This is a genomic window from Bacillus stercoris (assembly GCF_029772985.1).
GTDB classification, from domain to species: Bacteria; Bacillota; Bacilli; order Bacillales; family Bacillaceae; genus Bacillus; species Bacillus stercoris.
The window spans coordinates 2732779-2754424 of record NZ_CP121861.1 but is presented as its reverse complement, the minus strand read 5'-3'; the positions used below and the strand labels follow the sequence as shown (position 1 = coordinate 2754424).

Annotated in this window: 21 protein-coding genes, 1 riboswitch and 1 other annotated feature (1 of these 23 cut by a window edge); all 21 genes read left to right on the top strand. The window is 43.0% G+C overall.

All coding sequences use genetic code 11. The annotated features are described in order from the left end of the window. The first annotated feature begins 88 nt into the window (after window positions 1-88). The gene (murG, locus tag QA442_RS14280; protein WP_040083217.1) at window positions 89-1180 is read left to right on the top strand and encodes an undecaprenyldiphospho-muramoylpentapeptide beta-N-acetylglucosaminyltransferase; all 1092 of its coding nucleotides are present in this window, start codon (window positions 89-91) and stop codon (window positions 1178-1180) included. Between the two features lie 31 nt (window positions 1181-1211). Continuing rightward, a complete protein-coding gene (murB, locus tag QA442_RS14275) occupies window positions 1212-2123 on the top strand; it encodes a UDP-N-acetylmuramate dehydrogenase (RefSeq protein WP_095431263.1) in 912 nt (303 codons plus the stop codon). Between the two features lie 129 nt (window positions 2124-2252). Further along, the gene (gene divIB / locus QA442_RS14270) at window positions 2253-3044 is read left to right on the top strand and encodes a cell division protein DivIB (RefSeq protein ID WP_014663890.1); all 792 of its coding nucleotides are present in this window, start codon (window positions 2253-2255) and stop codon (window positions 3042-3044) included. Next, window positions 3041-3736 carry a DUF881 domain-containing protein gene (locus tag QA442_RS14265; RefSeq protein ID WP_014663891.1) on the top strand — a complete coding sequence of 232 codons (696 nt, stop codon included), beginning with the start codon at window positions 3041-3043 and terminating at the stop codon, window positions 3734-3736. Before divIB ends, QA442_RS14265 begins: the two co-directional genes overlap by 4 nt. Before the next feature lie 22 nt (window positions 3737-3758). Further along, a complete protein-coding gene (locus tag QA442_RS14260; RefSeq protein ID WP_041521328.1) occupies window positions 3759-4466 on the top strand; it encodes a DUF881 domain-containing protein in 708 nt (235 codons plus the stop codon). 17 nt (window positions 4467-4483) lie between these two features. Beyond that, entirely contained in the window at window positions 4484-4849 is a 366-nt protein-coding gene (locus QA442_RS14255) for a small basic family protein (protein ID WP_003238683.1), read from the top strand. 173 nt (window positions 4850-5022) lie between these two features. Continuing rightward, the gene (gene ftsA, locus QA442_RS14250) at window positions 5023-6345 is read left to right on the top strand and encodes a cell division protein FtsA (protein ID WP_003238682.1); all 1323 of its coding nucleotides are present in this window, start codon (window positions 5023-5025) and stop codon (window positions 6343-6345) included. A 35-nt stretch (window positions 6346-6380) separates the two neighbouring features. After that, window positions 6381-7529, top strand: a complete 1149-nt coding sequence (gene ftsZ / locus QA442_RS14245) for a cell division protein FtsZ (RefSeq protein WP_014663893.1) — start codon at window positions 6381-6383, stop codon at window positions 7527-7529. A 300-nt stretch (window positions 7530-7829) separates the two neighbouring features. Further along, the gene (locus QA442_RS14240) at window positions 7830-12131 is read left to right on the top strand and encodes a bacillopeptidase F (protein WP_095431264.1); all 4302 of its coding nucleotides are present in this window, start codon (window positions 7830-7832) and stop codon (window positions 12129-12131) included. A gap of 194 nt (window positions 12132-12325) precedes the next feature. Continuing rightward, window positions 12326-13255, top strand: a complete 930-nt coding sequence (gene spoIIGA / locus QA442_RS14235) for a sigma-E processing peptidase SpoIIGA (protein ID WP_040083797.1) — start codon at window positions 12326-12328, stop codon at window positions 13253-13255. Window positions 13256-13317: 62 nt separating this feature from the next. Then, window positions 13318-14037, top strand: a complete 720-nt coding sequence (gene sigE / locus QA442_RS14230) for an RNA polymerase sporulation sigma factor SigE (protein ID WP_003221446.1) — start codon at window positions 13318-13320, stop codon at window positions 14035-14037. Between the two features lie 139 nt (window positions 14038-14176). Beyond that, the gene (gene sigG / locus QA442_RS14225) at window positions 14177-14959 is read left to right on the top strand and encodes an RNA polymerase sporulation sigma factor SigG (protein ID WP_014663896.1); all 783 of its coding nucleotides are present in this window, start codon (window positions 14177-14179) and stop codon (window positions 14957-14959) included. Window positions 14960-15105: 146 nt separating this feature from the next. Next, the gene (locus tag QA442_RS14220) at window positions 15106-15900 is read left to right on the top strand and encodes an ABC transporter ATP-binding protein (RefSeq protein WP_279473274.1); all 795 of its coding nucleotides are present in this window, start codon (window positions 15106-15108) and stop codon (window positions 15898-15900) included. Between the two features lie 10 nt (window positions 15901-15910). Beyond that, window positions 15911-16012, top strand: a riboswitch (TPP riboswitch). Between the two features lie 84 nt (window positions 16013-16096). Further along, window positions 16097-17377 (top strand): N-formyl-4-amino-5-aminomethyl-2-methylpyrimidine deformylase, encoded by a 1281-nt coding sequence (gene ylmB, locus QA442_RS14215; protein ID WP_095431266.1) that lies wholly within the window; start codon window positions 16097-16099, stop codon window positions 17375-17377. 82 nt (window positions 17378-17459) lie between these two features. Next, window positions 17460-17705 (top strand): YlmC/YmxH family sporulation protein, encoded by a 246-nt coding sequence (locus QA442_RS14210; RefSeq protein ID WP_003232153.1) that lies wholly within the window; start codon window positions 17460-17462, stop codon window positions 17703-17705. Between the two features lie 162 nt (window positions 17706-17867). Then, a complete protein-coding gene (gene pgeF, locus QA442_RS14205) occupies window positions 17868-18704 on the top strand; it encodes a peptidoglycan editing factor PgeF (RefSeq protein ID WP_095431267.1) in 837 nt (278 codons plus the stop codon). Between the two features lie 5 nt (window positions 18705-18709). Then, window positions 18710-19402 carry a YggS family pyridoxal phosphate-dependent enzyme gene (locus QA442_RS14200; RefSeq protein ID WP_014663902.1) on the top strand — a complete coding sequence of 231 codons (693 nt, stop codon included), beginning with the start codon at window positions 18710-18712 and terminating at the stop codon, window positions 19400-19402. Next, on the top strand, window positions 19399-19854 hold the full coding sequence (sepF, locus tag QA442_RS14195) for a cell division protein SepF (protein WP_014476753.1): 456 nt from the start codon (window positions 19399-19401) through the stop codon (window positions 19852-19854). The genes QA442_RS14200 and sepF overlap by 4 nt, the downstream gene beginning before the upstream one ends. A 6-nt stretch (window positions 19855-19860) precedes the next feature. After that, window positions 19861-20133 (top strand): YggT family protein, encoded by a 273-nt coding sequence (locus tag QA442_RS14190; RefSeq protein WP_003221463.1) that lies wholly within the window; start codon window positions 19861-19863, stop codon window positions 20131-20133. A gap of 60 nt (window positions 20134-20193) precedes the next feature. Then, window positions 20194-20967 (top strand): YlmH family RNA-binding protein, encoded by a 774-nt coding sequence (locus QA442_RS14185; protein ID WP_095431268.1) that lies wholly within the window; start codon window positions 20194-20196, stop codon window positions 20965-20967. Between the two features lie 93 nt (window positions 20968-21060). After that, window positions 21061-21555, top strand: coding sequence for a septum site-determining protein DivIVA (gene divIVA / locus QA442_RS14180; protein ID WP_003221468.1), 495 nt, complete (start codon window positions 21061-21063; stop codon window positions 21553-21555). Window positions 21556-21617: 62 nt separating this feature from the next. Next, window positions 21618-21646 (top strand) — a binding site (T-box leader) (it continues 198 nt past the right edge of the window).

Below are 21646 nucleotides of genomic sequence, written 5' to 3'. Positions count from 1 at the left end.
AAGCTAGGAAACAATTGATGCGATAACCCTGTCCAACAAAACAGGGTTATCGTTATGTTATCGAGAAACTTAGACTGGGGGAAAAGATATGCGAATTGCAATAAGCGGAGGCGGTACAGGGGGACATATTTATCCCGCGCTTGCTTTTATTAAAGAAGTGCAAAGACGTCATCCTAATGTGGAATTTTTATATATCGGGACAGAAAACGGGCTGGAGAAAAAAATTGTTGAGCGGGAGAATATACCGTTTCGGTCAATTGAAATTACAGGATTTAAAAGAAAGCTGTCATTTGAAAACGTCAAGACTGTGATGCGTTTTCTAAAGGGCGTCAAAAAGAGCAAATCGTATTTAGCGGAATTTAAGCCCGATGCTGTGATTGGAACGGGCGGTTATGTTTGCGGGCCGGTGGTCTATGCCGCTGCGAAAATGGGAATTCCGACTATTGTCCATGAGCAAAACAGCCTGCCGGGCATCACAAATAAGTTTCTTTCAAAATATGTTAATAAGGTAGCGATTTGTTTTGAAGAAGCAAAATCACATTTTCCTAGTGAGAAAGTTGTATTTACGGGAAACCCGAGAGCTTCTGAAGTCGTCTCAATAAAGACGGGCCGATCAATGGCTGAATTTGGGCTTTCTGAAGAGAAAAAAACCGTTTTAATCTTTGGCGGAAGCAGGGGTGCAGCACCGATTAACCGCGCTGTCATTGAGATGCAGGATGAGTTAAAAACAAGAGACTACCAAGTGCTGTATATCACCGGTGAAGTTCACTATGAAAAAGTAATGAATGAGCTGAAAAGCAAGGGTGCAGCTGATAATATGGTCACAAAGCCGTTTCTTCATCAAATGCCGGAGTATTTAAAGGCCATTGATGTCATTGTGGCCAGAGCCGGTGCGACTACGATTGCCGAAATTACTGCTCTTGGAATTCCAAGTGTTCTGATCCCGAGTCCATACGTGACAGCGAACCACCAGGAGGTCAATGCGAGATCTCTCGGCCAGCATGATGCGGCGATTGTACTGAAAGAAACAGAGCTCAGCGGGGAGAAGCTGATTGAAGCGCTAGACCGGATTGTACTGAATGAGCAAACGTTAAAGGAAATGAGCGAACGAACAAAGTCACTCGGTGTTCCTGACGCGGCTGCCCGTCTATACAGCGTACTCGAGGAATTGAAAAAATAATAGAAAAGCAAATGGAATGCGGAGGTTTACGATGGAGAAAGTGATACAGGAATTAAAAGAACGCGAAGTCGGCAAGGTTCTTGCAAATGAACCGCTCGCGAATCATACAACAATGAAAATCGGCGGACCTGCGGATGTATTGGTCATTCCAAGCAGTGTAGATGCTGTTAAAGACATCATGGACGTGATTAAAAAATATGATGTGAAGTGGACAGTCATCGGACGCGGATCAAATCTTCTTGTTTTAGACGAAGGAATAAGAGGCGTAGTGATTAAGCTGGGCGCGGGTCTTGACCACTTGGAGCTTGAAGGGGAACAAGTAACAGTCGGAGGCGGTTATTCAGTGGTCCGCCTTGCTACATCATTGAGCAAAAAAGGCCTGTCCGGTTTGGAATTTGCTGCCGGCATTCCAGGATCAGTCGGCGGCGCGGTTTATATGAATGCCGGCGCTCACGGTTCTGATATGAGCGAGATCCTCGTCAAAGCGCACATATTATTTGAAGACGGTACGATTGAGTGGTTGACAAATGAACAGATGGATTTCAGCTACAGGACATCTGTATTGCAAAAGAAACGCCCGGGCGTTTGCCTTGAAGCTGTTTTGAAGCTGGAGCAGAAGGATAAGGAATCAATCGTTCAGCAAATGCAAAGCAATAAAGACTATAGAAAAAATACACAGCCGTATTCAAGCCCATGTGCGGGAAGCATCTTTAGAAATCCGCTTCCGAATCATGCCGGGAACCTTGTTGAAAAAGCAGGCTTGAAAGGACATCAAATCGGCGGTGCAAAGATATCGGAGATGCATGGAAACTTTATCGTCAATGCGGGGGGAGCATCAGCAAAGGATGTACTTGATCTTATTGACCATGTGAAAAAGACAATCCGTGAAAAATACGAGATTGATATGCACACAGAGGTTGAAATCATCGGCGGAAATCGCTGATTCAAGTTCTGACTGAAGCTGTTCATATGATATACTGTAAGCAAACGACAAACGGCATCATAGCATGCCGTTTGTTTTGGAATAGACAGACTTTTAACAGCTGTTTCATTTGAATGAGGTGAACAGGCAATGAACCCGGGTCAAGACCGAGAAAAAATCGTTAACATTGAAGAGCGTATCCCTAAAATTAAAGAGCAGAGGAAACAGAAGGCAAACCGCCGTCTCATTTCATTTATTATGCTCTTTTTTATTATGGTGCTGGTCATTGTGTACCTGCAAACGCCAATCAGTAAAGTATCAACAATCTCTGTTACTGGGAATGAAAATGTATCTAAAAAGGAAATTATCGACCTTTCCGATATTAACAGCGGAGATACTGAGTTTTGGAGTTTGGACAAGCAAAAAACAGAAAAGAAGATTCAGCAAAATAAATTAGTGAAAAAAGCGGAGATCAGCAAATCGCTTCCTAATAAAATCAACATTGCAATCGAAGAATATAAAGCGATTGCTTATTTAGAAAAAGACGATGTGTACTATGAAGTGCTTGAAAATGGCTCAGTTCTGCCAAATGAAGTAACACCGGATGATGCCGGGCCAATTTTGGTGAATTGGACAAATGCGAAGAAACGCTCTCAAATGGCCAAGCAGCTTGATGAGTTGTCAAATTCGCTAAAACAGTCGATTTCAGAAATTTATTATACGCCTGTAAAAATGGATGAAAACCGTATTAAGTTGTACATGAACGACGGTTATGTTGTCACCGCGTCTATTAAAACCTTTGCAGACCGAATGAAGACGTATCCTTCTATCATTTCACAGCTTAGTAGCAATAAAAAAGGAATTATTCATTTAGAAGTTGCCACCTATTTTGAAGAGTTCGGAAAGAACGATAAAGCTGCCAAAAAGGAAGATGAAAATTGAGGGGCAAATCAGCAGTCCTTCTTTCCTTGATTATGCTTATCGCAGGCTTTTTGATTTCATTTTCTTTTCAAATGACAAAAGAAAACAACAAAAGCGCGGCTGAGACGGAAGAGTGGAAAAAAGAATATGCACTGAGAGATGAACTTCTGAAACAAGAGAAAGAAAATAGGAAGCTTGAAAAAGAATTATATCAAAAGCAAAACAAAGTCCGCCAGGCGGAAAATAAGCTGAAGAAAGAGAAGACGGAATACTATAACGTCCTCGAAGATACAGAAAAATACAGGATGTATATTGGGGAAGTCGGCGTGCAGGGAGAAGGCGTTGAGGTGACATTGGAAGATGCGTCATACATACCGGAAGGGGAGAATGTGAACAGTTATATCGTTCACGAAAGCCATATCTTCCAAGTGGTAAACGAACTGTATATCTCGGGAGCAGCTGCCGTCGCCGTAAATGGACAGCGGTTGACGCATGATTCTTATATCAAGTGCAATGGTCCTGTTGTAACGGTAGACGGGGTGCAGCATCCCGCTCCGTTTACGATATCTGCTATTGGAGATCCGGATGTCCTGCTGCCTTCGTTAAATATCGCAGGAGGCCTGATCGATCAGCTGTCACTGGATCATATTTCTGTTTCGGCAGAAAAAGAGAAAAACGTACAAATGAAACCGATTCTGAAAACGAAGGAATGACTGAAAAAGCGGGTGAAACAGATTGAAAATAAAGCGTTCCTTCATAAGCATCAGTGTGCTTATGGTCATCTTCGGCCTGATGATTTCTGTTCAGTTTAATTCATTAAAACACCCTCAAGTCCGGGATACAAGAGATATGTGGGACATTAGGGAAGAGCTGACATCAGAGCAGAAGAAGCAGGAAAAGCTGCTGGCTGAAATAAACAAATATGATAAACTGCTGAATAGCTATTCGCAAACGAAAGAAATGACAAAAGAAACCGCGCTCAATAATACCTTGCAAACCTTAAAAAAAACAGCCGGCATGACCGATATAACAGGTAGCGGAATTGTCATCACTATTTCCCCGCTTTTTTCTGAAAGCTTAACAGGAGAGGCGATCGAAAATCCGCCTCCGGATTTGCTGAAAAAGCTGATGAATGAACTCAACTTCTTCGGTGCAGAGCATATCTCAATTAACGAGCGAAGAGTTGTGAATCATACAGTCATCAGAGATATCAACGGCACAACAAAAATAGACGGGTACGCTCTTGACGATTATCCTTTAACAGTAAAAGTGCTTGCCAAAGATCCGGACATGTTGTACAGCAGAGTGAAGGGGTCAGGCCTTGAGGATCTTTTTGCATCTGAAAATTTAGCATTAAAAGCCGGTAAATCTGAAAGCAAACTAACATTAAAAGCATATGACAGACCATTAGACGTACAACAGCTGAAACTGCTTAAAGACTGAAAAGGAGGAGAATTGTCATGTGGCTGCCCGTGTTGGGACTGGTGCTCGGAATAGCGATTGGACTGATGACAAACTTAACGATACCGAGTGAATACTCAAACTATTTATCGCTTGCGGTGCTTGCAGCACTTGATACATTAATCGGCGGAATCAGGGCGCATTTACAAGGTACATATGATGAAATGGTATTTGTTTCCGGTTTCTTTTTTAATATTATATTGGCAATAAGTTTAGCTTTTCTGGGAGTCCATCTTGGTGTAGACTTGTATTTAGCAGGTATATTTGCTTTTGGAGTCAGATTATTTCAGAATATAGCCGTTATCAGAAGAAATCTACTAACAAAGTGGACTCTTTCTAAAAAAAATAAAAAAAATGTGATATAAAAGAGGATATACATAGGATATAACGAATATTTTCAATAAACATAAAATGTGAATAGCACATAAAAATATTCTGTTGTTATTTTTTGTTACACACTTGTAAAGCCACATTCATTGTATTGTTGTTCCGCAAATAATAGAATAGAAATGATCGAAATGTGAGGAGGTGCCATAGAATGAACAACAATGAACTTTACGTCAGTCTTGACATCGGTACGTCCAATACAAAAGTGATCGTCGGAGAAATGACAGATGATTCCCTTAATATTATCGGTGTGGGAAATGTACCGTCTGAAGGGTTGAAAAAAGGCTCAATCGTTGATATAGATGAGACCGTTCATTCTATAAGAAAAGCGTTTGACCAAGCTGAAAGAATGGTAGGTTTTCCGCTTAGAAAAGCTATTGTCGGCGTTAATGGAAATTATATCAATATTCAAGATACAAACGGCGTTGTAGCAGTTTCCAGTGAAAATAAAGAAATTCAGGTTGAAGATGTACGCCGTGTCATGGAGGCGGCACAGGTTGTTTCAGTACCGCACGAACAGCTGATTGTCGACGTCATTCCTAAACAGTTTATCGTAGATGGAAGAGATGAAATCACCGACCCGAAAAAAATGCTGGGTGTGCGTTTAGAAGTAGAGGGCACCTTGATCACCGGTTCAAAAACAATCTTACATAATTTACTCCGCTGTGTTGAAAGAGCTGGTATTGAAATAACTGATATTTGTCTTCAGCCGCTGGCAGCCGGTTCTGCTGCATTATCAAAGGACGAGAAAAACCTTGGTGTGGCTCTCATTGATATAGGGGGAGGGTCAACAACCATTGCCGTATTCCAGAACGGACATCTCACTTCTACCCGTGTCATTCCTCTCGGAGGCGAAAATATCACCAAAGATATCTCCATCGGATTGAGAACGTCAACAGAAGAAGCAGAACGCGTGAAAAAGCAATTTGGACATGCCTACTATGACGAAGCCTCGGAGGATGAAGTATTTGAGGTAACCGTTATAGGCACCAATCAAAAACAAACATTTACACAGCAAGAAGCAGCGAATATCATTGAAGCGAGAGTAGAAGAAATTCTTGAAATTGTTTCAGAAGAGCTTCGCAGTATGGGAATTACCGATCTGCCGGGAGGCTTCGTGCTGACAGGAGGACAAGCGGCAATGCCGGGTGTCATGTCTTTGGCACAGGATGTGCTGCAAAATAACGTCAGGGTGGCAAGCCCGAATTATATCGGTGTAAGAGATCCTCAATACATGACGGGAGTGGGCCTGATCCAATTCGCCTGCCGGAATGCAAGAATCCAAGGCAGAAAAATAGGCTTTAAGATGCCTGAAGAAGCGATACAGGAAATCGCAGTCTCATCATCTGAGGAACAAGAGCAGCATCATCATCAAAATGAGGTGCAGCAGCGGCCAAAAGGAAAACAAAAAACACAAGCCGAACATAATAAACAGAGCAAAATGAAAAAACTATTAAGCATGTTTTGGGAATAGATAGATAGTCATTCGGCAGATTAGGAGGATTTAGCATGTTGGAGTTCGAAACAAACATAGACGGCTTAGCATCAATTAAAGTAATCGGAGTAGGAGGCGGCGGTAACAACGCCGTTAACCGAATGATTGAAAATGAAGTGCAAGGAGTAGAGTACATCGCGGTAAATACGGACGCTCAAGCTCTTAACCTGTCAAAAGCAGAAGTGAAAATGCAAATCGGCGCAAAGCTGACTAGAGGATTGGGAGCAGGTGCGAATCCGGAAGTCGGAAAAAAAGCCGCTGAAGAAAGCAAAGAGCAGATTGAAGAAGCGTTAAAAGGAGCTGACATGGTATTCGTGACAGCTGGTATGGGCGGCGGAACAGGAACAGGTGCCGCACCGGTTATCGCACAAATCGCGAAAGACTTAGGCGCATTAACAGTTGGAGTTGTAACAAGACCGTTTACCTTCGAAGGACGCAAAAGACAGCTTCAGGCTGCAGGCGGAATCTCGGCAATGAAAGAAGCGGTGGATACACTGATTGTGATCCCGAACGACCGTATCCTTGAAATTGTTGATAAAAACACACCGATGCTTGAAGCATTCCGTGAAGCGGATAACGTACTCCGCCAAGGGGTCCAAGGTATATCTGACTTGATTGCTACACCTGGTCTTATTAACCTTGACTTTGCTGATGTGAAAACGATCATGTCAAACAAAGGATCTGCTTTGATGGGTATCGGTATTGCTACCGGGGAAAACCGTGCGGCAGAGGCAGCGAAAAAAGCCATTTCCAGCCCGCTTCTTGAAGCAGCCATTGACGGTGCGCAAGGCGTTCTCATGAACATCACTGGGGGAACAAACCTCAGCCTATATGAAGTTCAGGAAGCAGCAGACATTGTCGCTTCGGCGTCTGATCAAGACGTAAACATGATTTTCGGTTCTGTTATTAATGAAAATCTAAAAGATGAGATTGTGGTGACAGTGATTGCAACTGGCTTTATTGAACAAGAAAAGGACGTGACGAAGCCTCAGCGCCCAGGCTTAAATCAAAGCATTAAAACACACAATCAAAGTGTTCCAAAGCGTGAGCCAAAACGTGAGGAGCCTCAGCAGCAGAACACAGTAAGCCGTCATACTTCACAGCCGGCTGATGATACGCTTGACATCCCGACATTCTTACGAAACCGTAATAAACGCGGCTAAGGTAAAGGACAAAATCGTTTTCGATTTTGTCCTTTTTGTTTTTCTCATCAAACTTTCTTCTTATATAGCCTTTTTCCCTATTACCTCCTTCATTTAGTAATGAAATAGATGAATAGACCTATTTATTTTCATGACAATTTTATCATTTTCATATATATGGAAATTAGCTGACATGAAACGACAATATCTGTAATTCATATTGTCTACAGTTAACATACAGCGATGTTCTGACAAACCATTCATTTTTAAAAGGAGGGACGACATATTTTTTACAAAGCATGTTGAAAAAGGGGGATGAAAATGAGGAAAAAAACGAAAAACAGGCTCATCAGCTCTGTTTTAAGTACGGTTGTCATTAGTTCACTGCTGTTTCCGGGAGCAGCCGGGGCAAGCAGTAAAGTCACCTCACCTTCTGTTAAAAAGGAGCTTCAATCTGCGGAATCCATTCAAAACAAGATTTCGAGTTCATTAAAGAAAAGCTTTAAAAAGAAAGAAAAAACGACTTTTCTGATTAAATTTAAAGATCAGGCTAACACAGAAAAAGCGGCAAAAGCGGCTGTTAAAAAAGCGAAATCGAAGAAGCTGTCTGCGGCTAAAACGGAATATCAAAAGCGCTCTGCCGTTGTGTCATCTTTAAAAGTCACAGCCGATGAATCCCAGCAAGACGTCCTAACATACTTGAACACCCAGAAAGATAAAGGAAATGCAGATCAGATTCATTCTTATTATGTGGTGAACGGGATTGCTGTTCATGCCTCAAAAGAGGTTATGGAAAAAGTGGCGCAGTTTCCCGAAGTGGAAAAAGTGCTTCCTAATGAGAAACGGCAGCTTTTTAAGTCATCCTCCCCATTTAATATGAAAAAAGCGCAAAAAGCAGTTAAAGCAACTGACGGTGTGGAATGGAATGTCGACCAAATCGATGCTCCAAAAGCCTGGGCGCTTGGATACGATGGAACTGGTACAGTTGTTGCCTCTATTGATACCGGTGTGGAATGGAACCATCCGGCATTAAAAGAGAAATATCGCGGATATAACCCGGAAAATCCCGATGAGCCTGAAAATGAAATGAACTGGTATGATGCTGTAGCAGACGGGGCAAGCCCTTATGATGATTTGGCTCACGGAACCCATGTGACAGGTACGATGGTGGGATCTGAACCTGATGGAACAAATCAAATTGGTGTAGCGCCTGGCGCAAAATGGATCGCTGTTAAAGCGTTCTCGGAAGATGGCGGCACTGATGCTGACATTTTGGATGCTGGTGAATGGGTTTTAGCACCAAAGGACGCAGAGGGCAACCCTCACCCGGAAATGGCTCCTGATGTTGTCAATAACTCATGGGGCGGAGGATCAGGACTTGATGAATGGTATAGAGACATGGTCAATGCCTGGCGTGCGGCCGACATTTTCCCTGAGTTTTCTGCGGGGAATACAGACCTCTTTATTCCTGGCGGGCCTGGATCTATCGCAAACCCTGCAAACTATCCGGAATCGTTTGCAACTGGAGCGACTGATATCAATAAAAAGCTCGCTGACTTTTCTCTTCAAGGGCCATCTCCATATGATGAAATAAAGCCGGAAATTTCTGCACCGGGCGTAAATATTCGTTCATCCGTTCCCGGTCAGACATATGAGGACGGATGGGACGGCACATCAATGGCAGGGCCGCATGTATCGGCTGTTGCTGCACTGTTGAAACAGGCGGATGCCTCACTTTCTGTCGATGAGATGGAGGATATATTAACCAGCACGGCTGAACCGCTGACAGATTCAACATTCCCTGATTCTCCGAATAACGGATATGGCCATGGTTTGGTGAACGCTTTTGATGCTGTATCCGCTGTCACAGATGGGTTAGGCAAAGCAGAAGGACAAGTCTCTGTAGAAGGGGATGATCAAGAGCCTCCTGTCTTCCAGCATGAGAAAGTGACAGAAGCGTATGAAGGTGGCAGCCTGCCGCTGACTATAACAGCTGAAGACAATGTGAGTGTGACATCTGTAAAACTGTCCTACAAGCTTGATCAAGGTGAATGGTCAGAAGTAACGGCTAAACGAATCAGTGGTGATCATCTAAAAGGAACGTATCAGGTAGAGATTCCAGACATCAAAGGAACTAAGCTAAGCTATAAGTGGATCATTCAGGATTTTGGCGGACATATGGTTTCGTCTGATATATATGATATAACAGTGAAACCAAGTATTACGGTGGGATATAAGCAGGATTTTGAAACTGCAGCCGGCGGCTGGATTGCAAGCGGAACAAATAATAACTGGGAATGGGGCGTTCCGTCAACTGGCCCAAATACAGCAGCATCCGGAGAAAAAGTATATGGAACAAATCTGGCGGGGAATTATGCCAACTCGGCAAACATGAACCTTGTTATGCCTCCTGTTAAAGTGCCTGATTCAGGAAATCTGTTTCTTCAATTTAAAAGCTGGCACAATTTAGAGGATGACTTTGATTACGGCTACGTTTTTGTTCTGCCTGAGGGAGAAAAGAATTGGGAGCAGGCCGGTGTTTATAATGGAAAGACATCAAGCTGGACGAATGAAGAAATTGATTTATCGGCTTATAAAGGCCAAAACATTCAAGTGATGTTTAACCTACAATCAGATGAAAGTATTAACAAAGAGGGCTGGTACATTGATGATGTAGCGCTTTCTGACAAATCAGCCGGAAAAACAGCCAAAAAGAATAAGCTGGGCGTCGAAAAGCCGTCTGGAAAACAAAAGAAAAAGGCAGTAAATCCGAAAAAAGCAAAGCCATCTCAACATACAGCTGTAAAAACCGAGAGTAAAGCTATACAGCCGCAAGTTTTGCCGCTCAGGGCACAAGTCAGTGTAGTGGAAACAGGAAAATCAACATATTCCGATCAATCCACAGGGCGGTACACGCTGACGCACAAAGCGGGAGACTATACGCTTATTGCAGAAGCATACGGTTATCAATCGAAAACACAAAAAGTGTCTTTGCAGGCGGACCAGACGACACAAGCTAATTTTACGTTAGAAGAAATGAAGAAGGGCACATTAAAAGGTATGGTTATCAATAAAACGACAAAAGAGCCGGTAAAAGGCGCTTCCATTTATGTTGTAGAGGATGCTGCGGTTGAACCGGCTACGACGAACGACAAAGGTGAATATACGCTCGAGGCCTATGAAGGCGCTTATACGATTAAAGTCGCTGCACCGGGTTATTACAGCGATGAATTTTCCGTTGAATTAAAAGGTAATGTTACAAAAGAAACTGCATTGAAGCCTTTCGTTGGTTATCCAGGTGAAATTGCATATGATGACGGGACAGCCGAGAATGCCAATTCTTATTTTGCTGCCGGGAACGGATGGGCGGTAAAAATGACGCTGGCTGACGGCAAGGACAAGGGCATGCTTACAGGAGGACTGTTTAGATTCTGGGATACAGAGTTCCCAGATCCAGGCGGTACAGAGTTTAAGGTTGAGGTATACGATGCTACAGGAAAAGACGGAGCACCGGGCAAGAAAATTGCCGGGCCGTTTAACGCTGAAGCTCTTCGCAATGGCGAGTGGACTAAGGTAGATCTCAGTTCAAAAGGGATTATGGTCGATAAAGACTTTTATCTCGTATATATCCAGTCGAAACCTGACCCGTATTCACCTGGACTGGCAATGGATGAAACCGGCAAGAATTCCGGCCGCAACTGGCAGTATATAGGTGGAAAATGGGAGCCGGGTGACGAAGCAGACGGCAACTATATGATTCGCGCATTAGTTGATTACGAAGCTGCTGTGCCTGAGATTACTTCACCGACAGACAAGTCATACACAAATAAGGAGAACGTCACTGTAAAAGGAAAAGCTTCACCTGGTACAATGGTACACATTTATAATGAAGAGAAAGAAGCAGGAGAAACAAAAACTGCCGCGGACGGCACGTTCCAGACAGGCATCACACTCGGCAAGGGCGAAAATAAGCTGACGGCAACTGCATCAACAGATAACGGAGCAACGGATGCCTCCCGCCCAATCACGGTTACGCTTGATCAAGAAAAGCCTGAATTAACACTGGACAATCCAAAGGATGGCGAGAAAACAAATAAAGAAACGCTGACTGTCAAAGGGGCTGTATCCGATGACAATCTGAAAGACGTCAAGGTGAATGGCAAAAAAGCAACAGTAGCTGATGGTTCATACTCAGCCCGTATTCTTTTGGATAATGGAAGAAATGAAATCAAGGTGATTGCTACAGACCTTGCAGGCAACAAAACGACGAAAAAGACAGTCATTGATGTCAACTTTGACAAGCCTGTCATTTCTGGCTTGATTCCGGGAGAGGATAAAAACTTAAAAGCCGGTGAATCTGTGAAAATCGCTTTCTCAAGCGCTGAGGATTTGGATGCAACGTTTATCATTCGTATGCCGCTGACAAATGCAAGAGCGAGTGTGCAAAACGCCACCGAGCTCCCGTTAAGAGAAATTTCTCCGGGGAGATATGAAGGCTATTGGACAGCCACTTCTTCTATTAAAGCAACCGGAGCAAAAGTAGAAGTGATCGTACGAGATGATTATGGAAATGAAACGAGAAAAACTGCGAATGGAAAACTTAATATCAACACAGAAAATTAAGTGGAAAAAAAGCTGCCGTCACTGGCAGCTTTTTTTATATCCTCTCATTACACTTCCTCGACAAATTAAGCAGATTTCCCTGAAAAATTGTATTTTCCTCTCAACATTAATTGACAGACTTTCCCACAGAGCTTGCTTTATACTTATGGAGCAAGAAGAGGAACAGCGTGAGGCAAGAAAGAAAGGAGTCAGATGTGAAAATCTATTTAGATGTCATTTGGCTGTTAAACTTTTGTTTTGATGCACTTTTGCTTTTGCTCACGGCATTTATTTTAAAACGTCATGTAAAAAAAAGAAGACTGATAGGCGGGGCGTTCATCGGTTCGAGTATTGTCCTTTTGATGTTTACTCCTTTTTCGCCGATTGTTGATCATCCGGCTGGGAAGCTAGCTTTTTCAGTTGTGATTGTACTGGTGACATTTGGCTTTAAAAGATTTCGCTTTTTCTTTCAAAATTTGTTTTCCTTTTATTTTGCCACTTTTTTAATGGGGGGAGGAATTATCGGAGCTCATTCTTTGCTGCAGTCAAATTCTATTGTTCGAAACGGTGTCATGATTACCAATCAAACAGGGTTTGGAGACCCGATCAGCTGGTTGTTTATTGTTGCTGGCTTTCCAGCATTATGGTTTTTTTCTAAAAGAAGAATCGAAGATATTGAAACAAAAAACATTCAATATGAGGAACGAGTCAGCGTGCAGGCCGATTTGGGCAACCAAACACTTCATGTCAGAGGCCTGATTGATTCGGGCAATCAGCTGTACGATCCTCTTACAAAAACACCGGTTATGATCATTTACGTTGATAAATTGGAGCCGATTTTCGGAGCAGCCGAAACGATGATCATTCGAAACACAGACCCGCTGGAAGCCATCGAACAGCTTGATGATTCATTTCGCTTTTTAGATAAAATGAGGTTGATTCCATACAGGGGAGTTGGTCAGCAAAATCAATTTTTATTATGCGTTAAACCGGATCACGTAACGATTATGACAAAAGAAGAAATGATTTGTGCAGATAAATGCTTAATCGGTATCAGCACAACAAAGCTTTCGGCAGATGGAGAGTTTGATGCGATTATTCATCCGAAAATGCTTTCGGGCAAGGCTGTCAAACACGTTTCATAAAGTTCACAAATGTCCGTTACTTATCATACTCAAACGGCGGTACATTTAGAAGGGAGAGGAAGATGAAAAAACTAAAATTACGGTTGACGCACCTCTGGTATAAGCTGCTGATGAAACTTGGGCTGAAAAGTGATGAAGTCTACTACATAGGTGGGAGTGAAGCCCTGCCGCCTCCATTGTCTAAAGATGAGGAGCAGGTGTTGTTAATGAAGCTCCCAAACGGCGATCAGGCGGCACGTGCCATTTTAATTGAACGCAATTTGCGCCTGGTCGTTTATATCGCCCGTAAATTTGAAAATACGGGAATTAATATAGAGGATTTAATCAGCATCGGTACCATCGGATTGATCAAAGCTGTGAATACATTCAATCCAGAAAAGAAAATTAAGCTGGCGACCTATGCCTCCCGCTGTATAGAAAATGAAATTCTGATGTATTTGAGGAGAAACAACAAAATCCGTTCAGAGGTTTCCTTTGATGAACCGCTTAATATTGATTGGGACGGCAATGAGCTTTTGCTTTCTGATGTGCTCGGCACAGACGATGACATCATTACTAAAGACATAGAAGCTAACGTAGATAAAAAGCTTTTGAAAAAAGCGCTTGAACAGCTTAATGAGAGGGAAAAGCAAATTATGGAGCTGCGGTTTGGGCTTGTCGGTGAAGAAGAAAAAACCCAAAAGGATGTAGCGGATATGATGGGGATTTCACAATCCTATATTTCACGGCTTGAGAAACGAATTATAAAAAGATTGAGAAAAGAGTTCAACAAAATGGTGTAAAAAATTTTATGGGTAGAACCCCTTGATTTTACAGGGATTTCCTGATTTCGACAGTTTTTCGGCCTGAGTGCAGTGCATATTTTTCCCACCCAAGGAGATACTTAACGGTGTACAGCAGCTCCTGTAGGGAGGGAAAAAAGTGTCGAGAAATAAAGTCGAAATCTGCGGGGTGGATACCTCCAAATTACCAGTACTCAAGAATGAAGAGATGAGAAAGCTGTTTAGGCAGCTGCAGGATGAAGGCGATGATTCAGCAAGAGAAAAGCTTGTAAATGGGAACTTGCGTCTTGTCTTAAGTGTCATTCAACGATTTAATAACAGAGGGGAGTATGTTGATGACTTATTTCAAGTCGGCTGCATCGGACTAATGAAATCCATTGATAATTTTGACCTAAGCCACAATGTTAAGTTTTCAACATACGCTGTACCTATGATTATCGGAGAGATCCGCAGGTATTTACGCGATAATAACCCGATCCGTGTTTCAAGATCACTCCGGGACATCGCTTACAAGGCGCTTCAGGTAAGAGAGCGGTTAATCAGTGAGACAAGCAAGGAGCCGACTGCAGAAGACATCGCAAAAGTTCTTGAAGTACCGCATGAGGAAATTGTATTTGCGCTTGATGCCATTCAGGATCCGGTTTCTCTATTTGAACCGATCTATAACGACGGCGGAGACCCGATTTATGTGATGGACCAAATCAGTGATGAGCGCAATACAGATACACAATGGATTGAAGAGCTGGCTTTAAAAGAGGGCATGAGAAGGCTGAACGATAGGGAAAAAATGATTTTGAGAAAGCGATTCTTCCAAGGGAAAACCCAAATGGAAGTTGCCGAGGAAATCGGAATATCCCAAGCACAGGTGTCCAGACTTGAAAAAGCGGCTATCAAACAAATGAATAAAAATATTCATCAATAATGAAAAGCCTTTAAAACGATTTTGTTTTAAAGGCTTTTCTATTGTTTACCGATGGTTTACGTTTTGGAAAAAATAAGGTATCCTAGTTTGTACAAAGTTTTAAGAAAATTAAAACAATTAAAAAGGCAATCAAGAGGAGGACCACGATGATTTTGCAGCTTGACAATGTCTCATTAAAACGGAATGGGAAATGGATACTGAGGGATATTCATTGGAAGGTGGAAGAAAAGGAAAATTGGGTGCTTTACGGCCTAAATGGCGCCGGGAAGACAGCACTGTTAAATATGCTTTGCTCTTATTATTTTCCAACATCAGGCGAGATGCAGGTGCTTGGCCATGAATTTGGCAAAACAGAGCTTGGGGAAAAACTCAGACGTAAAATTGGCCTCGTCTCAGCAGCTCTTCAGCAAAAATTGTACCCGGCAGATTCAGCCTTTGAAATTGCTTTGAGCGGAGCTTACGCTTCGATTGGATTATATGAAACACCAAGTAAGAAAATAAGGGAAAAAGCGATTGGTTTGTTAGAGGACTTGGGAGCAATTGAATATGCCGACCGTCGCTATGAAACCCTTTCTCAAGGGGAAAAACAAAGAGCATTGATTGCAAGAGCACTAATGGCCGATCCGGAGCTGCTGATACTGGATGAACCAGGCACAGGGCTGGATTTTATTGCCCGGGAAAAGTTGTTAGATACGATTACATACTTTGCAAACAAAGAAAATGCACCATCTATCCTTTATGTGACTCATCATGCTGAGGAAATTTTGCCTGTCTTTGATAAAGCTCTTTTATTAAAGCAGGGAGAGGTCTTTGGAGCCGGAGAAATAAAGGAAATGCTTACTGATCAAATACTTTCCGCTTTTTTTGATACGCCAATCCATGTATTATGGAACCAAGATCGGCCGTTTTTAACAAGAGCTGAGCCGATAACGAATGCCTGACAAACACATAGATTCATCCTAGGGGTGCTTTGCGAAGCTGAGAGAGACTTTGTCTCAACCCTTTTGACCTGATCTGGATCATGCCAGCGGAGGGAAGCGGTGAAGAAACAGAGTGCATAGGACTCTGTTTGTTTTTATTGAGCCGTTTCATAACTTGAAGCGGCTTTTTATTTTTGAAGAATAGGAGCGGATTAGATTGGATCAACAAATAGACTCTTTGCTCAAAAAAGTGGAAGAACAAAAGGAGGAGCTTATTCAGCTGGCAAAAACGCTGATTTCTTATCAAACACCTGCTCCGCCTGCAAGAAATACAGAGGGGATTCAGTCATGGATTTCGGGATTTTTAAATGAATTAGGATTTTCGATCGACAAATGGGATGTGTACCCTGGAGACCCCAATGTTGTAGGCCAGCTAAAGGGAACAGGTTCAGCAGATTATCATAGCCTGATCATCAATGGCCATGTAGATGTGGCAGAGGTAAAAGAGGATGAGGAATGGGAGCACGATCCATTTCATCCAATTGAAAAAAACGGTCTCTTAATCGGGCGAGGCGCTTCCGATATGAAGGGCGGAATGGCATGTGTACTGTTTGCTGTCAAATTAATTCGTGAAGCAGGCATTGAACTTCCCGGTGATCTGATTCTGCAATCGGTTATCGGGGAGGAAGTTGGAGAAGCTGGCACGCTTGAATGCTGCAAGAGGGGCTACCACGCTGATTTTGCAATTGTCGCGGATACGAGCGATATGCATATTCAAGGCCAAGGCGGTGTCATTACAGGCTGGATCGAAATCAAAAGCAGTCAAACATTTCATGATGGAACGAGACGAAATATGATTCACGCAGGCGGAGGAACATTCGGAGCAAGCGCAATTGAAAAAATGGCGAAAATCATTGCGGGGCTCGGTGAACTTGAGCGCCACTGGTCCATTATGAAACGTTATCCCGGCTTTAAACCTGGAACAAATACAATTAACCCGGCTGTTATAGAAGGCGGCAGACATGCGGCTTTTATAGCGGACGAATGCCGGCTGTGGATCACAGTCCATTTTTATCCGAATGAAACCCATGACCAAGTGGCAGCGGAAATAGAAGATTACGTCAATCGGCTGAGTGACAGTGATATTTGGCTTAGGGAAAACCGCCCCGTATTTAAGTGGGGAGGCTCATCGATGATTGAAGACAGAGGAGAAATTTTTCCGGCATTGGAAGTTGACCCTGGCCACCCAGGCGTCTTAGCGCTTACTGCCTCTCATGAGAAAGTGAAGCGGGAGAGTCCAATTATTGACGTTTCTCAATCGGTTACAGATGGTGGGTGGCTGTATGATGCCGGTATTCCATGCGTGATATACGGTCCTGGCGATCTGCACAATGCACACTCCGTGAACGAGAAGGTATCGATTGAGCAGCTAGTAGAGTATACAAAAATTATCCTCGATTTTATCATGAGCTGGTGCAGCCGGAAAAAAGAACAATGAAATGAAAATTTCTTCTTGCTGACAAGGTTCAGCCTGCCCGTTCATATACTTGAACAAAAGGACGGAAAAAGGACGTGATGGAATGATCAGCATTTCAGAATTTCAGGTGAAGGATGTCGTCAATGTCTCAAACGGAAAAAAGCTGGGGAGTATTGGTGATATTGATATCAATGTGACCACTGGTAAAATTCAGGCGATCATACTAGGAGGAAATGGGAAAGTTCTCGGATTTTTTGGAAAAGAAGAGGAATTGGTCATTCCATGGCGAAATATAGTAAAAATCGGGGAAGATGTAATCTTGGTCCGATTAAGTGAACCGCATGCATAAACCTGCTTTTCTGCCGCGGATTGGCAAATGCCGGAAGTCTCGTTTCTTCCGGCACATTTCATTTAGAAATATGCAAATCGGCGCTCAACGAATGCAGAAAGATGTGGTAAAATAAGTGGGAAATTCCGCTTTTTTAAATGTTTGTCGAAAGGTTGGATCATCATGAATACATATCACCCATTTAGTCTTACCACACCCTCGACACTCATGATACAAGACTGGGCTCAAACGAATCAAAACAACAAAGAAGTCATTGCCGGATTTACGACGAAAAACGGCGGTGTCAGCCAAAAGCCTTTTGAATCGTTAAATACAGGATTGCACGTTCATGACAAAGATGCAGATGTAGTTAAAAATCGTGAATATATTGCCGATATGTTTAATACTGATTTGCAGTCTTGGGTATTCGCTGATCAGACACATGATAATCGCGTTCAGAAAGTGACGCAGAGGGATAGGGGAAAAGGCGCCCGTGAGTATCACACAGCGCTAAAAGCAACGGACGGGCTCTATACCAACGAAAAAAATGTATTTTTAGCATTATGCTTTGCTGATTGTGTGCCTCTTTTCTTTTATGATCCGGTTAAATCACTTGTCGGAGTTGCCCATGCCGGGTGGAAAGGCACTGTCAAACAGATTGGCAGAGAAATGGTGAAGCAATGGACTGAGAAGGAAGGTTCAAATCCTTCAGATATTCAGGCTGTTATTGGCCCATCTATCAGCGGAGCATGCTATACGGTAGATGACCGTGTCATGGATGCTGTCCGCGCATTGCCGGTTTCAGCAGACCGTGCCGTTAATCAGACGGCAATGGCACAATATCAGCTTGATTTGAAAGAGCTGAACCGCCTCATACTGATAGACAGCGGTTTGGCAAATGAACAGATTTCTGTCAGCGGTTTATGCACGGAAAGCGAGCCGTCTCTTTTCTATTCTCACCGCCGCGATCAGGGGAAAACTGGACGGATGATGTCCTTTATCGGAATGAAGGAGGCATAAAGATCTTGCGTGTTGTTGATAATTTACGACATATAAACGAACGAATAAACGAAGCATGTAACAGATCGGGCCGCAGCTCCGATGAAGTTACGGTTATTGCAGTCACAAAATATGTATCACCTGAAAGAGCACAGGAGGCAGTAGATGCTGGCATCACCTGCCTCGGAGAGAATCGGGATGCGGAACTGCTCCGCAAACAGGAATTGATGAAAGGGAATCCGGAATGGCATTTTATCGGCAGTCTGCAATCAAGAAAAGCAAAATCTGTCGTCAATGCGGTTTCTTATATCCATTCCCTAGACCGGCTCTCATTAGCGAAAGAAATTGAAAAACGGGCTGAAGGTACTGTCCGATGCTTTGTGCAGGTCAATACCTCTCTTGAGCCTTCTAAACACGGCATGAAAAAAGAAGAAGTCATTCCATTCATACAGGAGCTTTCCGGTTTCGAACATATCCAAGTGGCCGGACTGATGACAATGGCTCCGCTGACTGATGATCAAGATCAGATCAGAAGCTGTTTCAGGTCGCTGAGAGAACTCCGTGACCAGGTTCAGAAACTGAAGCAGCCGAACGCTCCGTGTACTGAACTGTCGATGGGCATGTCAAATGATTTTGAAATTGCAATTGAAGAAGGGGCTACTTATATTAGAATCGGCTCATCGTTAGTCGGAAATGAAACAGGGGGTGTACAGCAATGAGTATGAAAAATAAACTGAAAAACTTTTTCTCGATGGAAGATGAAGAATATGAATATGAATATATTGAGACAGAGCGGGAATCGCATGAGGAGCATGAGCAAAAAGAAAAGCCGGCTTATACCGGGAATAAACCTGCGGGCAAACAGAATGTAGTGAGCTTGCAAAGTGTTCAGAAATCCTCTAAAGTGGTGTTGAGTGAGCCGCGCGTGTATGCGGAGGCGCAGGAAATAGCCGACCATTTGAAGAACCGGCGGGCAGTTGTCGTCAATCTTCAGCGGATACAGCATGACCAGGCGAAGCGGATTGTTGACTTTTTAAGCGGAACCGTCTATGCCATCGGCGGAGATATTCAAAGAATCGGCTCAGATATCTTTCTCTGCACGCCTGATAACGTAGATGTATCAGGCACAATTTCTGAGCTCATATCTGAAGACGAACATCAGAGGTGGTAAAGCGAGATGATCCTTTATCAAGTTTTTTCGGTTTTAAGCTTATTAATCACAATATACTCATTTGCCCTGATCATATACATTTTTATGTCATGGGTGCCGAGTACGAGGGAAACAGCAGTCGGGCGTTTTTTAGCATCGATTTGTGAACCATATCTCGAACCATTCAGAAAAATCATCCCTCCGATTGCAATGCTGGATATTTCACCAATCGTAGCAATCCTTGTGCTTCGATTTGCGACTACCGGCTTGTGGGGACTTTATCGCATGATTGCGTTTTAATGTGACAGTTTGATAGGGGCTTGGCAGCAGCCAAGCCTCTTTACATAGAAGGGAAAGACGATGAGCGATATCTATCAGCACTTCAGAAAAGACGAGCGGGCCTTTATTGATCAGGCGCTCGAATGGAAAAGAATTGTCCAGGAGCAGTACAGAATGAAGCTGACCGACTTTTTAGACCCTCGAGAGCAGGTCATCCTCACTGCTGTTACGGGACAGACAGACGTCGGGCTTGCTTTTTCCGGCGGCTATGACAGAGCGGAGCGGAAACGGGCGATTCTGTATCCAGAATACATTACTCCAGAAGAATCGGATTTTGAACTGCAGGCGTTTAACGTCCGTTATGCTGACAAGTTTGTCTCAGTAGATCACCGTTCTCTGCTTGGTGCATTAATGGGCATAGGATTAAAGCGGCAAAAATTCGGTGACATCGTGTTTTCTGAATCAGCTGTGCAATTGATTGTATCAGCCGATACCGCTGATTTTGTGGCCGCACAGCTGACTCAAGCAGGCAAAGCGACGGTCAGCCTTGAGAAAATTGGCTTGTCAGACCTTAACATTCCGGCTATTGATGTCGAAATAAGAGATGACACGGTTTCTTCTTTAAGGCTTGACGCTGTCTGCGCCTCTATGAGCAGGCAATCCCGCCAGAAATCACAGACACTTGTGAAAAACGGGCACGTAAAAGTGAACTGGAAGGTAGTTGAAGATCCTTCCTACATAGTGGCAGAAGGGGACATGCTGTCTATCAGAGGCTTTGGCCGCTGCAGTTTATCCAAAATCGAAGGAAAAACCAAAAAAGACAAATGGAGAGTTACGTTTGAACGACAAAAATAGTCGGTTTTTCAGTTTTTTTCTCCATCTGTGCGAAATTTGTTTTATAATGTGAACTAGATAACCGTACTGAAATGTAAAAATGGAGGTGGCATCATGCCATTAACGCCAAATGATATTCACAACAAGACGTTTACAAAAAGTTTTCGCGGATATGATGAAGATGAAGTAAATGAATTTCTAGCGCAAGTCAGAAAAGATTATGAAATTGTTCTCCGTAAGAAAACGGAACTAGAAGCGAAAGTCAATGAGCTAGATGAAAGAATCGGACACTTTGCCAATATTGAAGAAACATTGAATAAATCGATTTTAGTTGCCCAAGAAGCAGCTGAAGACGTAAAACGCAATTCTCAAAAAGAGGCAAAGCTGATCGTACGGGAAGCGGAGAAAAATGCTGATCGCATTATCAACGAATCGTTATCAAAATCAAGAAAAATCGCCATGGAAATCGAAGAGCTGAAAAAACAGTCTAAAGTGTTCAGAACACGTTTCCAAATGCTGATTGAGGCTCAGCTCGATCTTCTGAAAAATGACGATTGGGATCATCTCCTTGAGTATGAAGTCGACGCTGTATTTGAGGAAAAGGAATAAATTCTCTGATTATCTTGACATTTTCTTAGCTTGTCGAATATAATACGTTCATAAATTCAGATGAAAAAACGGTTGAAAGGGACAGTCATGT

Coding starts and splice junctions, on each gene's coding strand:
- QA442_RS14190 (WP_003221463.1), top strand. CDS start 19,861: ATGATCCTTTATCAAGTTTTTTCGGTTTTAAGCTTATTAATCACAATA.
- QA442_RS14210 (WP_003232153.1), top strand. CDS start 17,460: ATGATCAGCATTTCAGAATTTCAGGTGAAGGATGTCGTCAATGTCTCA.
- QA442_RS14240 (WP_095431264.1), top strand. CDS start 7,830: ATGAGGAAAAAAACGAAAAACAGGCTCATCAGCTCTGTTTTAAGTACG.
- ftsZ (WP_014663893.1), top strand. CDS start 6,381: ATGTTGGAGTTCGAAACAAACATAGACGGCTTAGCATCAATTAAAGTA.
- QA442_RS14255 (WP_003238683.1), top strand. CDS start 4,484: ATGTGGCTGCCCGTGTTGGGACTGGTGCTCGGAATAGCGATTGGACTG.
- sigE (WP_003221446.1), top strand. CDS start 13,318: ATGAAAAAACTAAAATTACGGTTGACGCACCTCTGGTATAAGCTGCTG.
- murB (WP_095431263.1), top strand. CDS start 1,212: ATGGAGAAAGTGATACAGGAATTAAAAGAACGCGAAGTCGGCAAGGTT.
- pgeF (WP_095431267.1), top strand. CDS start 17,868: ATGAATACATATCACCCATTTAGTCTTACCACACCCTCGACACTCATG.
- QA442_RS14220 (WP_279473274.1), top strand. CDS start 15,106: ATGATTTTGCAGCTTGACAATGTCTCATTAAAACGGAATGGGAAATGG.
- murG (WP_040083217.1), top strand. CDS start 89: ATGCGAATTGCAATAAGCGGAGGCGGTACAGGGGGACATATTTATCCC.
- divIVA (WP_003221468.1), top strand. CDS start 21,061: ATGCCATTAACGCCAAATGATATTCACAACAAGACGTTTACAAAAAGT.
- sepF (WP_014476753.1), top strand. CDS start 19,399: ATGAGTATGAAAAATAAACTGAAAAACTTTTTCTCGATGGAAGATGAA.
- ftsA (WP_003238682.1), top strand. CDS start 5,023: ATGAACAACAATGAACTTTACGTCAGTCTTGACATCGGTACGTCCAAT.
- QA442_RS14185 (WP_095431268.1), top strand. CDS start 20,194: ATGAGCGATATCTATCAGCACTTCAGAAAAGACGAGCGGGCCTTTATT.
- divIB (WP_014663890.1), top strand. CDS start 2,253: ATGAACCCGGGTCAAGACCGAGAAAAAATCGTTAACATTGAAGAGCGT.